Source organism: Paenibacillus sp. FSL R7-0179 (assembly GCF_038002265.1).
Lineage (GTDB): Bacteria > Bacillota > Bacilli > Paenibacillales > Paenibacillaceae > Paenibacillus_AQ.
Genome location: NZ_JBBOCC010000002.1, coordinates 699,500 through 715,646 on the forward strand (window position 1 = coordinate 699,500; position 16,147 = coordinate 715,646).

Annotated in this window: 12 protein-coding genes and 1 pseudogene; 7 read left to right on the forward strand and 6 right to left on the reverse strand. The window is 51.9% G+C overall.

What is annotated here, in order from left to right:
* From MKX63_RS19780 to MKX63_RS19805, 6 genes are all read right to left on the reverse strand, one after another.
* Positions 1-693, reverse strand: a complete 693-nt coding sequence (locus MKX63_RS19780; protein WP_341019454.1) for a response regulator transcription factor — start codon at positions 691-693, stop codon at positions 1-3.
* A complete protein-coding gene (locus tag MKX63_RS19785) occupies positions 690-2,132 on the reverse strand; it encodes a sensor histidine kinase (RefSeq protein WP_341019456.1) in 1,443 nt (480 codons plus the stop codon). The genes MKX63_RS19780 and MKX63_RS19785 overlap by 4 nt, the downstream gene beginning before the upstream one ends.
* A gap of 69 nt (positions 2,133-2,201) precedes the next feature.
* Positions 2,202-3,374: an ABC transporter permease gene (locus MKX63_RS19790; protein WP_341019458.1), complete on the reverse strand. Its 1,173-nt coding sequence runs from the start codon at positions 3,372-3,374 to the stop codon at positions 2,202-2,204.
* Positions 3,371-4,066 carry an ABC transporter ATP-binding protein gene (locus tag MKX63_RS19795; RefSeq protein ID WP_341019460.1) on the reverse strand — a complete coding sequence of 232 codons (696 nt, stop codon included), beginning with the start codon at positions 4,064-4,066 and terminating at the stop codon, positions 3,371-3,373. The genes MKX63_RS19790 and MKX63_RS19795 overlap by 4 nt, the downstream gene beginning before the upstream one ends.
* Positions 4,063-5,265 carry an efflux RND transporter periplasmic adaptor subunit gene (locus MKX63_RS19800; protein ID WP_341019461.1) on the reverse strand — a complete coding sequence of 401 codons (1,203 nt, stop codon included), beginning with the start codon at positions 5,263-5,265 and terminating at the stop codon, positions 4,063-4,065. Before MKX63_RS19800 ends, MKX63_RS19795 begins: the two co-directional genes overlap by 4 nt.
* Positions 5,262-7,838: a hypothetical protein gene (locus MKX63_RS19805; RefSeq protein ID WP_341019463.1), complete on the reverse strand. Its 2,577-nt coding sequence runs from the start codon at positions 7,836-7,838 to the stop codon at positions 5,262-5,264. Before MKX63_RS19805 ends, MKX63_RS19800 begins: the two co-directional genes overlap by 4 nt.
* 271 nt (positions 7,839-8,109) lie before the next feature.
* On the opposite strand from MKX63_RS19805, the gene MKX63_RS19810 reads away from it, so the two are divergent.
* The 7 genes and pseudogenes from MKX63_RS19810 to MKX63_RS32590 all read left to right on the forward strand — a co-directional run.
* Complete coding sequence (locus MKX63_RS19810; RefSeq protein ID WP_341019465.1) at positions 8,110-8,661, forward strand: TetR/AcrR family transcriptional regulator C-terminal domain-containing protein; 552 nt, start codon at positions 8,110-8,112, stop codon at positions 8,659-8,661.
* Between the two features lie 133 nt (positions 8,662-8,794).
* Complete coding sequence (locus MKX63_RS19815; protein WP_341019467.1) at positions 8,795-9,448, forward strand: GNAT family N-acetyltransferase; 654 nt, start codon at positions 8,795-8,797, stop codon at positions 9,446-9,448.
* A gap of 107 nt (positions 9,449-9,555) precedes the next feature.
* Positions 9,556-10,365, forward strand: a complete 810-nt coding sequence (locus MKX63_RS19820) for a protein phosphatase 2C domain-containing protein (protein ID WP_341019469.1) — start codon at positions 9,556-9,558, stop codon at positions 10,363-10,365.
* A gap of 63 nt (positions 10,366-10,428) precedes the next feature.
* A complete protein-coding gene (locus tag MKX63_RS19825; RefSeq protein WP_341019471.1) occupies positions 10,429-11,550 on the forward strand; it encodes a Fic family protein in 1,122 nt (373 codons plus the stop codon).
* A 54-nt stretch (positions 11,551-11,604) separates the two neighbouring features.
* Complete coding sequence (locus MKX63_RS19830; protein ID WP_341019473.1) at positions 11,605-14,907, forward strand: DEAD/DEAH box helicase; 3,303 nt, start codon at positions 11,605-11,607, stop codon at positions 14,905-14,907.
* Between the two features lie 128 nt (positions 14,908-15,035).
* Entirely contained in the window at positions 15,036-15,737 is a 702-nt protein-coding gene (gene sigK / locus MKX63_RS19835) for an RNA polymerase sporulation sigma factor SigK (RefSeq protein ID WP_341019474.1), read from the forward strand.
* A gap of 104 nt (positions 15,738-15,841) precedes the next feature.
* A pseudogene (locus tag MKX63_RS32590) lies at positions 15,842-15,997 on the forward strand (zinc ribbon domain-containing protein); the annotation flags it as partial.
* Between the last annotated feature and the right edge of the window lie 150 nt (positions 15,998-16,147).

The window sequence follows — 16,147 nt, forward strand, 5'->3', positions numbered from 1 at the left end:
CTACACCTGAAAACGATATCCCGCTCCCCACACCGTCTGAATATACTTCGGGTTGCCGGGGTCCTGCTCGATCTTATCGCGGAGCCTGTTGATATGGACGGCTACGGTAGCGTTATCGCCCATGGCATCGAAGCCCCAGATCCGTTCATACAGGGAATCCCGGCTGAAGACGATATCCGCATTGACAATCAGGAAGTGCAGCAGGTCGAACTCCTTCTTCTTTAGCTCCAGCTCCCGGCCGTGCAGATAGGCTCTATGCGACAAGGTATGAATGACGAACGGACCACTCTCGATCCGGCTCTCTGTGCTGCTACCGCTCATGCCCTTAAGTCTAGCATACTGAGCCAGATTGGATTTGACCCGGGCCACCAGTTCACCTGGTGAAAAAGGCTTGACGATATAATCATCGGCCCCAAGTCCCAGTCCCCGGATCTTGTCGATGTCCTCCTGCTTGGCCGTGACCATGAGGATAGGAATGTCGAGCTGGCTCCGCAGCTTGCGGCACACCGAGAATCCGTCTTCCCCCGGCAGCATCAGATCAAGCAGAATTAGCTGGAATTGTCCCGCAAGCGCCAGCTCAAGCCCGGTGATGCCGTCCTCGGCAACCTCGACCGTGAAATCATTAATTTCCAGATAATCCCGCTCTATCGCTGCAATTGCACTATCATCTTCAATGATTAATACTTTGGTCATAGCAAGGCCCCTTTATCCAGCACTGGCAGTGTGATAATGATGCACAAGCCCCCTGCGGGAGAAGGCTGTGCCTGAATACTTCCGCCCATCCGGCTGACGGCTTTGGCTGTGATTGCCAGCCCCAAGCCGCTGCCCTTAGTGGGGTTATTGCGCGAAGGATCGCTGCGGTAGAACACATCAAACAGCTTATCCAGCGCCTTTTCCGGCACCCCGGGTCCGTTATCCTCCAGATAGATGAACACATCGCTTCCTTGTACTTCGGTACGGATAGATACCTGGACACGCTCCTTGAGCTTGTATTTCCAGCTATTCTCCAGAATGTTGAAGACGATGCTGCTGAGCTGCGCCGGATCGGCGTAAATATACACATCCGCAGCCAGTGCAGCAATGACTACGTCCAGCCCCTTCTCCCTGTATTCTTCGGCAGTGGCCTTGATTAAGGAGAGGAGCTCCTGATTGACCTCCAGCACCTCTGGTTCATAGGGATAGTCTCCCAGATCCATTTTGGAGAAAAGAAAGATTTTACCGACCATCCGGTCAATATCCTCTGCTTTGGTCTTAATCATGGTGATATATTTCTTCTGGGATTCAGGGGTTGTGGCTACCCCATCCAGCAGTCCTTCCGAATACGCACGGACAGAGGTCAGTGGGGAACGGAGGTCATGCGATATCCCGGCCAGCAGCTCCTTGCGGCTCTCCTCCTGCCTCTGGATCAGGCGCTGGGATTCCTTGAGGCGGATAGCCATGTCATTGAAATCCTCACAGACAGGAGCGAATTCGTCCTTGTTCCCGTAGTGGATTCTAACATCCAGATTGCCGTCCCGGATCTGATGAACCCCGTCTGCCAGCGTATCCAGAGGGTGCTTGATCCGCTTGAATACAAACCGGGTAAGAAATTGATTCGTTATAAACACCGCAGCGATAATCCCCAGCGTGATCAGAATCAGGAAGGTAACCATCGCCGGAGTGACTTGTCCGTCTGTATAGTCCGAGGCCGTGCCGATGATGCTGACAGTATAGGCTTTGCCCTTAACCCGGATCTGTTCAGCAAAGACCTCCTTGTTCGAGGTAGAGGCGAACCCTTGTCCATTCATGGCGCTGACGATCTGCAGCAGCTGCTCTGTCTCCGGGGTCTCCTTGAAATTGAAGCTGATCAGCCTTGCCGCAGAATCGTAAACGGCCAGACTCATGTCCTCCGGCTTCAATATCTCTTCGATCTGGCGGCGGAGTTCCTCCTGCTTCTGCTTCTCACCGTTCTTCAGCAGCTCGGCAGACAACTGAACCAGATCATCGTATCCGGTATAGAACGGGCCCTGCTTATCATGCTTCGATACCTTGAACAGGAGGGACACGCTAACAAAAGCAATGAACAAGGAAATACATACGGGGATTACAATCATCAGGATATTAGAGATGAATAAGCGCCGCTTAATGGTCATACCCGGTTCCTTCCCGCAGACATTTTATCGTAATGTTTCTTTCATCATAACATCCTTGCTGCAGCACGGCTAATCGGTACGCAGAGCTTGAATCGGCCGGAGTCTCGCCGCTTTGCTGGCGGGCAGGATGCCGAAGAACACACCGATAAAGAGCGAGAAGAGGAATGAGATGTTCACCATGTTCCAGGCATAGCCAACCTGAAGGGCGGTCAACTGGCCGACCAGCCAGGTTAGGCCTAATCCTGCACCGATTCCGAGGATTCCGCCCATCGTGCTGAGCACCATCGACTCAATGATGAATTGCAGCAGAATATCCATTTTTTTGGCGCCGATGGCTTTGCGTATGCCGATCTCCCGGGTACGTTCGTTCACCGAAATAATCATAATGTTCATAATGCCGATTCCGCCAACGAAGAGCGAGATTCCGGCGATTCCAGCGAGGGCAAGGGACAGGGTGCCGGAGGTTTTCTTCAGCGTATCCAGCATCTGTTTGGAATCGAATACACTGTAGGCATCCTTGGCACGGAGGAACTTGCGGTCCAGAATCTGTCCGATAGCTGTCTTCACAGACGCTACATCCTTGTCACTCAAGGCAGTGACGGTAAAAGTCTGAATTCCCTTACTCTGAAGCAGCCGCTCGGAGGTGGATAAGGGGATGAGAATCTTCTTATCATTTGATCCGCTGAGTGAGCTTCCCTTCGCCTGGAGCAAGCCTACAATCTGGAAGGAGGTCCCGTTCAGCTGGATCTCACGGCCCACCGGGTTGTCGGCGCCGAACAGCTTCTTCGCCGTCTCGGTTCCGATCAGGGCAGCCTTCTGCCGGTATTCATTGTCGATATCAAGCAGGAAGCGGCCGGACTGCACATGAAAGTTCTGTACCTTCTCATAGCTTGCGGTGATGCCTTCAAGCGAGACATTGGTATGGACGTTACGATATTTGGCGGTTACATTGCTGCTGATCGTTGGCGATACCTGATTCACTCCGGGAACCTTGCTGAATGCGGCAACCTCCTCAGCCGTGAGGGAAGTAACTGCCCCCCGTCCGGTAATCATGACCGTCAGCTGATTCGTGCCAAGGTCACTGAACTGGCTGGTGATCTGACCCGTAACTCCCTGCCCCACCGAGACCAGCAGGATAACCGAGGATACACCGATGACAATGCCCAGCATGGTGAGGAAGGAACGGATCTTATTGCCGACGATACTCATTACCGCCATTCGGATACTCTGGGCAAGAATCATTGGTCATTTCTCCGATCTTCAACCAGGTGGCCGTCCTGAATCCGGATGACCCGCTTCGCTTGTTCCGCAATGCCCAGGTCATGTGTGATGACAATAATGGTATGTCCCTGTTCATTCAGTCTTTTGATCATGTGCATGACCTCTTCTCCAGTCTTGGAATCGAGTGCGCCGGTAGGCTCATCTGCCAGTAGAATGGGAGGATTGCCGGCAAGTGCTCTGGCGATGGCAACCCGCTGCTGCTGGCCCCCGGACAGCTCGCTCGGACGGTGGTGCATCCGCTCATGGAGGCCGACCTTCTCCAGGGCGGCAGCGGCCAGCGTTCTTCGCTCCCGTTGTGACAAGCCCCGGTAGACCAGGGGCAGTTCGACATTCTGAACAGCGGATAACTTAGGGAGCAGGTTGAAGTTCTGGAAGATGAAGCCTATTTTCTCATTGCGGATCTGGGCCAGCCGGTTATCGGATAATCTGCGGACATCCTGTCCATCCAGAGAATAGCTCCCTTCATTCGGGATATCCAGGCAGCCGATCATGTTCATCAAGGTGGATTTTCCAGAGCCGGACGGGCCGATAATGGCAACGAATTCGCCATGGTGGATCTCAAAAGAGATATCCTTCAGCACGGTCATCTGTTCCTTAGCCATCATGTATCCGTGGACCATATGCTCAATCCGGATCAGGGGCTCTGTATTCATTGTGGCCCTCCTCCGTCACCGCCGCCACCGCTGTTATCGAAGCCGCCTTCGTCACCGCCGCCCATATCGAACATCCCCGGAGCTGCGGGGGCAGGCGTACTTACAGCAATAATGGTCGGGACAATGACCTGTTCCCCTTCACGCAGACCACTGACGATTTCGATCCGGCTCTCATCATGCACCCCTACGGTGACAGGCTTGAGCTGAACGGGCGGAGGTGTGGCAGGGCTTCCTGTGGCGGAGCTGCCCTTGGGCGAGGGGGTCTGCTCCGGCACGGAGTCCTGCACTTGAACATAATACTTTTTATCCTTTTGGGTCACAGACTCGACGGGAAGCAGCAGAACCTGGTTCTTCTCTTCAATAGTAACGACTCCTTGTGCTGACATACCGGCTCTGGCTCCGGCGGAGTCCGTGAGCAGAAGGGTCACTTCAAAGACGGAGACGCCATTCGTCACCGTTCCTTCATCCGCAATCCGTGTGACCTTGGCAGGATAGGCCTTGGCGGGCATGGCATCCATTTTAATGGCTGCGGACATACCCGGCTTAATCTTGGGGATGTCCAGCTCGTCAATTTTAATCGTAGCGCTTAAGTGCTTGTAGTCCGTTATGGAGAAGACCTCGGCACCTTTCGTTACCATCCCGCCTGAGGAGGCGCTGATCTTGGTCACCGTTCCATCCATCGGCGCTGTCAGGGAAGCGGGCGGGATATGATCCTTCTGGAGGGCTGCAAGCTCGGTCAATGTGGCTGTAATGGTATCCTTGGTTCTCTCAATGGCCAGCTTCGCCGCATCAATATCGGTTAAAGCAGCACCGTCCATGATTAGCTTCTTGTACTGTTCTTGTTTCTCCAGCAGGTCATTCTGCGATTGCTTGAGCGTATTCTGCTGGATTCTTACGTTACTGGCAACATTGGCTCCCTCATAAGTCAGCAGGACCTGACCCTTCTTGACTTGTTCATTCTCCTTAACGAGAACCTTGGCTACATTTCCTGTGTCCCTGGCATATACGATCGTAGTATTCGTGGCCTTTACGGTGCCGGAGCCTTTGACGGTTACAGATATGTCGCCCTTGGTTACTACAGTAGTCTGAGCAGCAGGAGGGCTGTCCTGCGTGCTCTTATCCGGCCATAAGCTATAGACAACAATTCCAGCGGTGACAATGACTGCGGCTGACAGTCCTAAGGTTTTTTTGACATTCATAGCGATCCTCCGGGATCTGGATTTGCCGCGTTTTTCGGGGCAGTGGTGGTCTCAGGGGCTTTGGCTGCAGGGGTGTAAGTCAGGCTGTAGCTCTGGCTGCCCAAGAGAATCCGCTCTCCCTGGAACTCGTCATAGAGAGTGACGAGGAATTTGCCGCTGCGGAGCGTTTTATAGGCATTGCTTGTAAGAGTCATGGAATAGGTCAGGAATTTCCCTGTCACCAGATCCGTCCCGGGCACCAGCGTTCTCTCCTGCGTCTGGCCGAGAGGATCGGTAAGCTGCACGACCAGCTTATGTGTATTAGCGCCCATATCATACTGGTTGTCCTTGGCAAGCGTATACGTCAGATTGACACTCAGCGTATCCTGGCCCTCGGACACAGCACCTGTGGCCTGAGTAACCGTAAACGTATAAGGGAACAATGGCACTCCATTACCCAGAGTGACTAGTGCAGCCGGAGTCTGAACATGAAGTGTGAGTGCTTTAGGATTAATATAGGCGGTTGGCGTTCCTTCCGGCGCTGTCAGCTTGTTCTCGCTAACCCCTTCTCCCACGAAAAGCGTTAGCTCCGAGGCATCGATGCTTGCAGGCAGCTTGCTCCATATACTCACCAGACTCTTGCCCTTGGGCCCGGCCGCCTGTGCAGATTGACTGACTTCTGCTTCATAATAGGTATTGTCCTGTGTCTTATAATAAGCCACAAGTCTGGACAGCTCTGCCCTCCGGGCTTCAAGACTGCTCACCTCAAGCTCAGTATACAGAATGTTCTGGCTTGCTCCGGGATAGAGGAGGGTCCGGCGCTCCTTAACCTCCGCCCGCTTGCCGGCAGTATCGATCTTGAAGGTGGCGTTATCACCTGCGGCAGACATACCCGGAACCACTTGCTGTGTTCTCAGAGAGAGGAACGGCTCTGTGGTATCGCCTGTCGCGCTATTTAGTCCGATACGGAGCTGGTCCAGAGACTGCTCATAGGGAAGCTTGCCGATCACATAATATACAGCGCTTGCTCCGGCGGCCAGCTGTTGGCTGGAGGCTGCTGCAACGACTTGAACCGGACCGTCCAAGGCGGTCTGCCCTGCATAGATGGTCCCTGTAAAAGCAGGGAGGGTTACTGCCGCATCCCTGACATTACGGATACGAATGGTGCCGACAAGCAAATCTTCAGTTGACCACGGCATGCGCTGCACTGACTCCAATACGACACCGAAGGTTCCGAAGCTGTTATCCAGAATGTACTCCGAAGCAACGGAGTTGGTCATCTCTAAGGAATAGGGGATCTTGTACATAGCTGTAGGGAAGATTGTCTTGCCTTCTGCGGCCGGCTCCACCATCTGGAGCTTTAGTGTACTCTGGCTTACATTCAGCGGCACTTCGGCTGAGAATTGCAGGGTCTTCTCCTCAAGCGGCTTCAAGGTGAGGCTGGCCAGCGCTTTGCTGTTGACCGGGAAGGAGTAGCCTTCCTTGGCGGTTACAGATAATTCATAGGCTGGCAGAGTAACCGCTTTGTTGCCGGCATTCCTAATGCGCAGCTTAAGTGTCCACAGTGCCTTCTCGCCTGTTGAGGATACGGATGCCTGCTTCAACTGGGTCTCAATAGTATTGCTGCTCACCCCGAACTTCTTCAGTGCGTAAGCATTCACCTCAAGACTTGGATAGCTTGCTTCCGGGAGACGGAAGGAGACTACCGGCAGATCCGCTTTCAGCCCAGCATTCTCCCCGGTGATGAGCAGCGACATGCGCGTGGTCGGTATGTAAGCAGGGAGCTCCGCCAGATACAAGATCTTCTTATTCTCACCGGACTGCACCTTGTAATCGCGGCTGGCATTGTCAAGCGTCAGCTCAAATGCAGAGCCGCTGGAGGATTCAAGGAATACCCGGTGGCCGGGTGCAGCGAGTACTTTGGTTCCCTGATTCGTCAGGCTCAGAGCAACCTTGGCATAGATTTTATTATTGAAGCTGAAGATTTGCAGGCTCTCGGGCTTCAGGCTAACCGGAAGGTTGCTAACCGTGATCTGCTTGCTAAGACCCTGCTGCACATATGGGGTATAAGCGGCCGGGACTGTGAAGCTGCCCAGCTTCTTCTGGTAATCAGAGCCGCTGAAGTCGAAGCCGAACAGTGAGATGGAGAGGCCTTGAAGTGAAGCTGTCTTGCTGACGTTTACATAGTAGGTGACGGTCAGCTGTTCATTGGGGGCAACCTCAGCTTTGCTTTTATCCTCAGGAATGGGGCTGCTCTTCAGTGAGGCTCCCGCCGGGGTTGTAATCTTGGAAAAGACGTTGAACAGCTTATAGGTGCTGTTGCTTGTATTACTGTACACCAGGGTATAGGTCAGACTGTTGCCGCCATCAGCCTTGGCCAATTGCACATCGGTCAGTCTCACGCTGACGCCGGTTCCCACAGTAACCGGCGGTAATTGCGCTAAGGTGCTGGTCTGTTGCTGATTTTGCTGCGGCTTGCTTGCGGTCTTACTGCCGGATGCAGCAGAAGTAGCAGAAGCGAAAGTTACTCCCAGGTGCGTACTTGCAATAATCATCCCTAATACCAGAGCGGCACAGGCACGGTAATTCTTCATTTCATTCCCTCCCGGCATTCATCATCCGACTGGCGGCTTAAGGCAGCCGCTAGAAGATGTTTCCTATCTTAAGGGAAAGGGTTAACACAGATATAAATAAAAGGAGGAAGAAGCCGGGGAAAAGATAAATAGGAGTTAAACTTTTTATAAACTGAAAGACTTCCAGGCCACAGAGCCATTCTTCCGCCGGGAGACAGGCATACAGTCTTGCCTTACCCTGGTTCCGGCTGTAGAATAGAAGCATTTACTCAAACCGCAGGGGGACTAACACGTGTCTGAAGAGGATATCCGCATCACCAAGAGCAGGGAAGCGATTGTCAAGGCGATGGAGACCTTGCTTGAACACAAGCCTTTTCGTAGAATCACCGTAAATGATCTATGCCGGACAGCCGTCGTAGGCCGCACCACGTTCTATGCCCATTTCGAGGATAAATATAAGCTCATTTCTTATATTTTGCAGCAGGAGCAGCAGGGACTGGAAGCGATCCTCCTGAATGACTCGCCCCCGGAGGAGCTGATTCTGGAGGTCCTGCTGGATATTCGCGGCAACAAGAAGCTGTATCATAATCTCTTCGTCGCTGAAGCCTCAGATGAATTAGAGAAGCTGCTTCAGGATACGTTCACCAGCTTTTTTACCAATATACTCACTGTCTGCCAGGCAGAAGGCGTGCAACTCGCCAGTAGCTCACTGCCGCCTCTGGTCGCATATTATTCTTCCGGCGTAGTTGGCATGATCATGTGGTGGATGGAGACCAATTTCTCGATGCCGCCCGAGGAAGTCGCCTCGTGCCTCTTCAATTTGTTTGGTTTCCTATGGAAATAGTCCGCTACACTATCCGTTACCGGATACTTTGTCCTGCATTGTTCGTTAACGAATATTTTGCTTACGATTGTGTATTATCAGGGACCCGCGGGATAGATAGAATATAAATCAAAAGAACCCAGGAGGGAACCCGATGATCACTTACAGAAGACCAAAACCTGAGGAGTTGCCCGTTGTAGCCCGACTTAACGCACTGTCCTTTGCAGATTATCCGTTATGCTGTGAGATCCGCAGCGAATTCAGAACCGGGGAGAAATTTGTTGAGTTCCTGACCGAGGTTTTCAAGGTATACATTGGCGCCTATTATAAGAGGAGTATCGTATTCGTAGGAGAAGAGAATCAGCAGATTAAAAGCTGCGCGATCATCGAACGCCCCTACAGTAAGGGAATAGGAATATGGGACTATTTCCGTGCCGGTGCTCTACGGTTATTCAGAACTGTTAGCATCCCCAAGATGCTTCGATTCCTGAAGACGCTCAATGAAGGCCACGAACCCAGCAAGGCGCTCAAAAAACAGTCCTGGTTCCTGGAATCCCTGGCTGTAGACCACTCCTCCAGAGGCCAGCAGCTCGGCAGCAGAATGCTCCGGGACTGCGTGATCCCCTATATTCAAGAGCAGACCAAAGGGAAACCGCCTGAATCCTTTGTTACCTTCACGAACAGTGAGATCAACAGAAGATTCTATACCAAAAACGGATTCACCGAATTTGACTATACCTCTATTGAACGAAACGGAATCACCATCGGCAACTGGAGCTTTAAGATGTCGGTGTCTCCAGCAATATGAATGGCTAGTAAGGCAGCAGGGGCATGGACATTGCCTCTGCTGTTTTTTTGATAGGAAATGAGTATAGTAGATACATAGAATCCGGTATGCCGGACAGGGGGGACAGGATGGAACGGAAATTTGAAAAATTCAGCTGGGTGGGCAGCGAGGAGATGTATCTGGATCATCCGGCAACATCTACATTGAACGGGATGGTTATCGGCCGGTATGGCGGGAACACTGCGGCAGGTGCCGATAAGAATGAAGATGGCGTCTATGTATTGAGCGAGCCGGGAGGAGGCTGGGAGTTTGCGGTGCTCCTGGATGCGCACAATACGGCGGAAAGTGCCGAATTGCTAGTCCGCACAATCAATGGTGAGGCAGGAGAAATTATCAGGCTGCTGGCGCTGCCGGTTCAGCAGGCTTTCCGGGAGCTGGAGGCTTTTTTGCTGTCTATTTTTCAGTCGGAGGCCTTCCTCCGCGATTGCAAGCAGGTAACAGGGGAGACGGCGTGTCTGATTTGTGTGCGGATGGAGAATTATTTCTGGTGGTTCTCGGTGGGAGATAATTCGCTATATCTGCTGCATCCAGAGCTGGCGGCCCGCGGGCAGTATGCGCTGAGCCAGCGCAATTACTACGAGTGGATTGGCTTCGTCAACACCTTCGCCCAGCCCGTCCCATGTTACTCCTCCGGCATTCGCGAGCTGCGGCAGGGCCGCAACGTGATCGTGATGACCACAGACGGCCTGCTGGAAGTTGGGGCAAGACTGCTGGAGGACCCGCGCAGGCTGTATGAAGCTTTTATGGGTAGAGAGGATTTGGAGGAATGTGTGGCGGATGTATTGACGGGGGTGCATGAACAGCTTGGGCGGGACAGCGCAACGGTGGTGGCTTGGAGCTATGAGAATGACAAGGCGGGTGCGATGCCGAGTGATTGAGGGTTGTCATTAAGTTTGCGGCAAAATAGCGGCAATGATATAATATTATGGAGGGGTGATGTAATGTTTATACCAAAGTACTCTATAACGGATCTCGTTGCCAGAAGACTGATGGATATTCAGCAAGCGACTGTGGTTGTGGATTTGCTTCCATTACCTGTGTCTATACTGGATCTGCTTAAAAAAGAATCGATGGAAAAAACAGTGATACTATCAACGAAGATAGAGGGAAATACGCTTGATGAGGCGACGAAAAGAAAGGTTCTATACCAGACAAGTAATGATAATGAAGAGCAAGAGGTATATAACTTAATGAAAGCTTTGCAATACCTGGATGAGGCCGAGAAGAGGAAGCTCCCGGTAACAGAAGAATTCGTAAAGAAGCTTCATGCTATAATCAAAATTTCACATGGCAGAAGAGCCCGTATCAGTGAATACCGTGAAGAACAGAATCAAGTTGGCAGCCGTAATGCGTCCGGTTTCTTCTTGCCGCCTGAATGGCAGGATGTTCCTGTCTTAATGGAAGATTTAATTGCCTGGATCAATTCACCGGAGACGTATTCGGTTCCTGTTCCAATCAAAGCAGGTATTTTCATGTGGCAGTTTCTCACTATTCACCCTTACTTGGATGGAAACGGACGAACAGCCAGAATGCTCACAACCTATCTTCTCCGCCGGGGCGGATACGGGCTGAAGGGACTATTTGTGCTTGAAAATTTCTATGACCGTAACCTCTCTGAATACTACCGCCAGCTTCAGCTTGGCCTTCATCACAATTATTATTTTGGACGTCATGATGCCGAACTGACACCTTGGCTGGAGTTTTTCGTGGATGGGCTGGCAGAGGTATTTCAAGACGCGGCTAATATTGTTACAGAGAAGTCTGCGCAATTGACAAGGATCGAACCGGAGTTGATTCGGAGACTTGACCCACAGCAAAGGATAGTCTTCGCTCAATTAACCTTTAAGCAGGATACTCTGACAACCAGCGAGCTCAGAGAGCTTCTGCGCTTATCGGACCGCTCTATCCGGGAAAAAGTAAGTCATTGGAGAGAAGCAGGATTTCTTGAACCGCGGGATCAGGATGCGCAACGAGTTCGCTCGGTTAAATTAACTCTGGAATATGAGAGGCTGGCACAGGATATTCGGCATGAGCCGGATAAGTTTGCCCATTTTCTTAAGTGATGTCTACTATATAATGTAGTAAAGACCAACTTAGAAACAAAGCAGGTGATGAAGATGAATTTTAAAATAGAAGAAATCAAGGATTTCTGTGGGGAGACTTTTTATAAGCGTGGACTATCTTATTATAATTCCGGGCGGGTAAGCAAGCTGAGCTTCGATGCAGTAAATGACCGCTATAGAGCAAAGGTAAAAGGAAGCAACACTTACCGCGTAGAAATACAAAATTATTATAAATTTGGCGGAGGACTTGAAGCCTATTGTACTTGTCCCGCCTATGAGAACTATGACTGCTGTAAGCATGTGGCGGCAACTCTCGTTGCAGTCTACAAGTTGAGGCTTGAGGCTGGCGAAGAAGGTAAGCTTGTACAGCAGGCCGCGCATTCTCCGGTTTTACCACTGGTTCTATCTCCAGCCCCCTCTACCAAACGTGCAAGCAAGCCGAACTATGAACAGACGGATCTCCTAATCTCCTCAGTGGCCCAATTAGCTCGGACAAGAGATCATGAGCAAGAGCCTGTGTTATTTGGTGATGCGGAGCAGCTGCAGTTTGAGTTTTTCTTGAATTTGCCTGATTACCAGCACAAGGGTCTTACGCTTGAAATGCGGGTAGGCTATAAACACCGGTATGTCGTGACGAAGCTGGGCCAATTCCTGGAGTATCTGGAGCAGCGTAAGCCGCTGTATTTCACCAGTAAGTTCACATTTGATGCGGAGCAGCAGCAGATGAGCGTGGCCGACCGGGAATTCCTTGAAGTAATGCTCCTGCTCAGAAATTCCGAGAAATTGGTGAAGTCCAGCCTGAACCCCTACTATAGTCATACGGAGACTGACGGTAGAACGCTGACGGTCGCTCCGCTAGCCTGGGACAAGCTTAAGCCGCTGTTGTCAAAAGTGAATGTGACTCTTAGAGGTGTACGGTTACCGGAGGTTCGTGCTGTCCTCGCGGACCAGCCTCCGCCGCTTGCATTCTCCATCGGTCAAAAGAAGAAAAAGGAATACATTCTGTCCGCTTCTGAGTTGGATACCTTCACCTTGCTCCCGGACTATTCCATGCTGATTAAAAATGGGCTGATCTATGAGATGGACCGGGACACATTTCGTATGATTTCACTGCTCCAGCAGCAGTTCAAGGAATCAGGGGAGATTGCGGTTGCTCCCGGACAGATCGGTCCAGTGGTGCAGCAGGTGCTGCCAGCCTTAAGGAAGCTTGGGAAGGTCCGTGTCGAGCAGTCCGTAGACGAGCGAATTGTGGAGCCTGAGCTACAGGCTAAGCTCTATCTGGATTATGCGGACGGAACGATCATGATCCGGCTGGAATTCCATTATGACGACATCGTGATTCTTCCGCTGGATGAGAAGCAGGGGGAAGCGGCGCACAAGTCCAAGATACTGATCCGTAATTTTCAGCGGGAGAATACAATTATTGCTGCTTTGGATTATTCTCCGCTTAGGCGGGAGGGGCAATATTGGGCTTCTGGAAGTGAGCCGGCTATCTATGAGACACTGTTTCAGGTCGTGCCTGCTCTGGAGGATGATGCAGAACTGTTCATCTCCACGGCTGTCCAGGGGCTGCTTCTGGAGCGTACAGCCTATCCGAAGGTCACAGCGGATCTGAATGAAGGCTTGGATTGGCTGGAGATTTCGTTTGAGCTGGAGGGCTTGGATGAACAGGAGACAGTTCGTGTAATGCAGGCGATTGTGGAGAAAAAGAAATATATCCGCCTGCGCAGCGGGGCTTTTCTGCAGCTTGAAGGGGATCGCTTCAGCGAATTCGGCACGATTGCCGAGCAGCTTAATCTTAGCAAGAAGGAAGTGAACGGCTCCCGCCTTCACCTGCCCTCCGTTCAGGCTCTTCAACTCCCCGAGCGGGGGCACGGGTTCAAGCATACGAAGTGGGGCAAGTCCCTCCGGGAATTCCTGGAGCAGCTTCGGGAGCCGGACCGTATGGAGTTTGAACTGCCGAATCAGCTGCGGCCTATTCTCCGGGATTACCAGACCAAAGGTTTTCAGTGGATGAAGACCTTATCGAAGTTCAGGTTCGGCGGGATTCTTGCAGATGATATGGGGCTGGGTAAAACCATTCAGAGTATCGCTTATATCTGCTCCGAGCTGGCTGAAAGGATGCCTCAGATGGAGGCTAAAGCTCCCGTGCTGATTCTGTGCCCGGCATCCTTGACCTATAACTGGGAGAATGAATTTGCCCGGTTCGCGCCAGAGGTGAATGTACTTGTGGTGGCTGGACAGAAGGAGGAACGCAGCGGGCTGCTGGAGAGTAAGGTCATGGAAGAAGCAGATGTGATTATTACTTCGTACCCGCTGCTCCGCAGAGATATTGAGCTGTATTCCGGCACGCTCTTCCATGCGCTCATACTGGATGAAGCCCAGGCGATCAAGAATTCAGCCTCCCAGACGGCCCAAGCGGTAAAGTCGCTTAAGACTGCACGGAAATTCGCTCTGACGGGCACACCGATTGAGAATTCGGTGGAGGAGCTGGAAGCGATTTTCAGCACAGTCTTCCCGGCGCTGTTCACGGGGAGATTATCCTTCAAGGAGCTGCCTGCGGCACGAATTGCCAGTATCGTGTCCCCTTTTATTCTGCGCCGGCTGAAAAAAGAGGTGCTGGAGGAGCTGCCTGACCGCATAGATACCGTACTGCGCACGGAGCTGCGGGATGAGCAGAAGCAAGTTTATCTTGCTTATCTATCCAAGCTGCGGGATGATACCGAGCGGGACTTGATAGCCGAAGGCTTCCACAAAAGCCGGATGAAGATTCTGGCGGGCATTACCCGCTTACGGCAGATCTGCTGTCATCCTTCGTTGTTCATCGAGAACTATACGGGCGGCTCCGGCAAGCTGGAGCAATTCCTGGAGACGGTGCAGGAATGCCGTGATTCCGGCCGCAGAATGCTGGTATTCTCGCAATTCTCCAGCATGTTAGCGCTGATCCGGCAGCGCCTGGAAGAAGCGGGAGTTCAGCCTTTGTATCTGGACGGCTCGACTCCGGGTAAGGAGCGGGTGGAGCTGTGCAGGCTTTTCAATGAAGGGGAAGGTGAAGTGTTCCTGATCTCGCTTAAGGCGGGCGGAACGGGGCTAAATCTGACTGGAGCGGACACCGTGATTCTGTACGATCTGTGGTGGAATCCGGCCGTGGAGGAGCAAGCCATCGGCCGGGCCCACCGGATGGGGCAACGGAATGTGGTACAGGTGATCCGGCTGATCACCGAAGGCTCCATCGAGGAGAAGATGCTGGAGCTGCAGCAACGCAAAAAAGATCTCATCGAAGAGATCATCGAAGCTGGCGAGAACAAGACCACCCGGCTGTCAGAAGAGGATATCCGCGAGCTGCTCCGCGTGTAGGAAGCCCGTACCTATTTTCCCCGTACATGCACTTCTAGGCACCTACCCACATACAATAAAAGGACCATGAACCCGTTGTTCTGCTAACTGATCGGTTTCATTGTACATGTGCGGGAGGTGTCGCCAAGTTGCCAGGAATCATAAGCACGATTGCGCTGCTGATCAAAGAACTGACGCTGCTGGTATCCTACGTAAGGAACAACGCTTTTCCCCAGCCTCTATCGGAGCAGGACGAGAGCAAATACTTAGGGATGCTGGCCGAGGGAGACGCCAAGGCACGGAACCTGCTGATCGAGCATAACCTGCGGCTGGTTGCCCATATAGTGAAGAAATTCGACAACACCGGCGAAGACATGGAGGATCTGATCTCCATCGGCACCATCGGGCTGATCAAGGCCATCGAGAGCTACCGCCCGAACAAGGGCACGAAGCTGGCTACTTTTGCGGCCCGTTGTATCGAGAATGAGATCCTGATGCACCTCCGGTCGCTCAAAAAAACACGTAAAGACGTATCCCTCCACGATCCGATCGGAACGGATAAGGAAGGCAACGAGATCACCCTGATCGATATCCTAGGCTCGGAAGCGGACGATGTGATTAAAGAAGTGGATCTGAAGATTGAGAAGAGCAAGATCTATCGTAATCTGGATATCTTGGATGACCGGGAAAAGGAAGTTGTGGTCGGCCGCTTCGGCCTGGACACTGGCGGGGAAGAGCGAACGCAGCGGGAGATTGCGAAGGAGCTGGGGATCTCGCGGAGTTATGTGTCGCGGATTGAGAAGAGGGCGCTGATGAAGCTGTATCATGAGTTTTATAAGGTGAAGCGATAGGTTACAAGAAGAAGTTGTTTGCGTCTAAGCATCTAGTGAAAAGTATGACTCCAAATGGGGGATACTTTTCACTAGATGCTTTTCTTTTCAGAATAATTGCCCCTAAGCACTATGCAAGCAGTCAGCTTTGCTCCTGTTGCGGTTATAAGAACGCAGAGGTGAAGAATCTCGCCTTGCGAGAGTGGACTTGTCCAGAATGTAACGTGCATCATGATCGGGATGTAAACGCTGCTCAAAACCTACTAAAACTAGCCATGTGATATTGCAATGATTGGGCTAGGGACTAGCCTTTGAGCTTGGGTAAACTTGGAGCAGTAGCTTTATTGACCAAGAAGCCGCCACCTCTTAGGTGGATGGTAGTTCACAAGCACCTATTCATTCGGAGATTAGTAGTTTATGATTACTGAACT

Excerpts from the sequence above, each read along its gene's own strand:
- MKX63_RS19780 (WP_341019454.1), bottom strand. The coding sequence starts at position 693 with ATGACCAAAGTATTAATCATTGAAGATGATAGTGCAATTGCAGCGATA.
- MKX63_RS19785 (WP_341019456.1), bottom strand. The coding sequence starts at position 2,132 with ATGACCATTAAGCGGCGCTTATTCATCTCTAATATCCTGATGATTGTA.
- MKX63_RS19790 (WP_341019458.1), bottom strand. The coding sequence starts at position 3,374 with ATGATTCTTGCCCAGAGTATCCGAATGGCGGTAATGAGTATCGTCGGC.
- MKX63_RS19795 (WP_341019460.1), bottom strand. The coding sequence starts at position 4,066 with ATGAATACAGAGCCCCTGATCCGGATTGAGCATATGGTCCACGGATAC.
- MKX63_RS19800 (WP_341019461.1), bottom strand. The coding sequence starts at position 5,265 with ATGAATGTCAAAAAAACCTTAGGACTGTCAGCCGCAGTCATTGTCACC.
- MKX63_RS19805 (WP_341019463.1), bottom strand. The coding sequence starts at position 7,838 with ATGAAGAATTACCGTGCCTGTGCCGCTCTGGTATTAGGGATGATTATT.
- MKX63_RS19815 (WP_341019467.1), top strand. The coding sequence starts at position 8,795 with ATGATCACTTACAGAAGACCAAAACCTGAGGAGTTGCCCGTTGTAGCC.
- MKX63_RS19820 (WP_341019469.1), top strand. The coding sequence starts at position 9,556 with ATGGAACGGAAATTTGAAAAATTCAGCTGGGTGGGCAGCGAGGAGATG.
- MKX63_RS19825 (WP_341019471.1), top strand. The coding sequence starts at position 10,429 with ATGTTTATACCAAAGTACTCTATAACGGATCTCGTTGCCAGAAGACTG.
- MKX63_RS19830 (WP_341019473.1), top strand. The coding sequence starts at position 11,605 with ATGAATTTTAAAATAGAAGAAATCAAGGATTTCTGTGGGGAGACTTTT.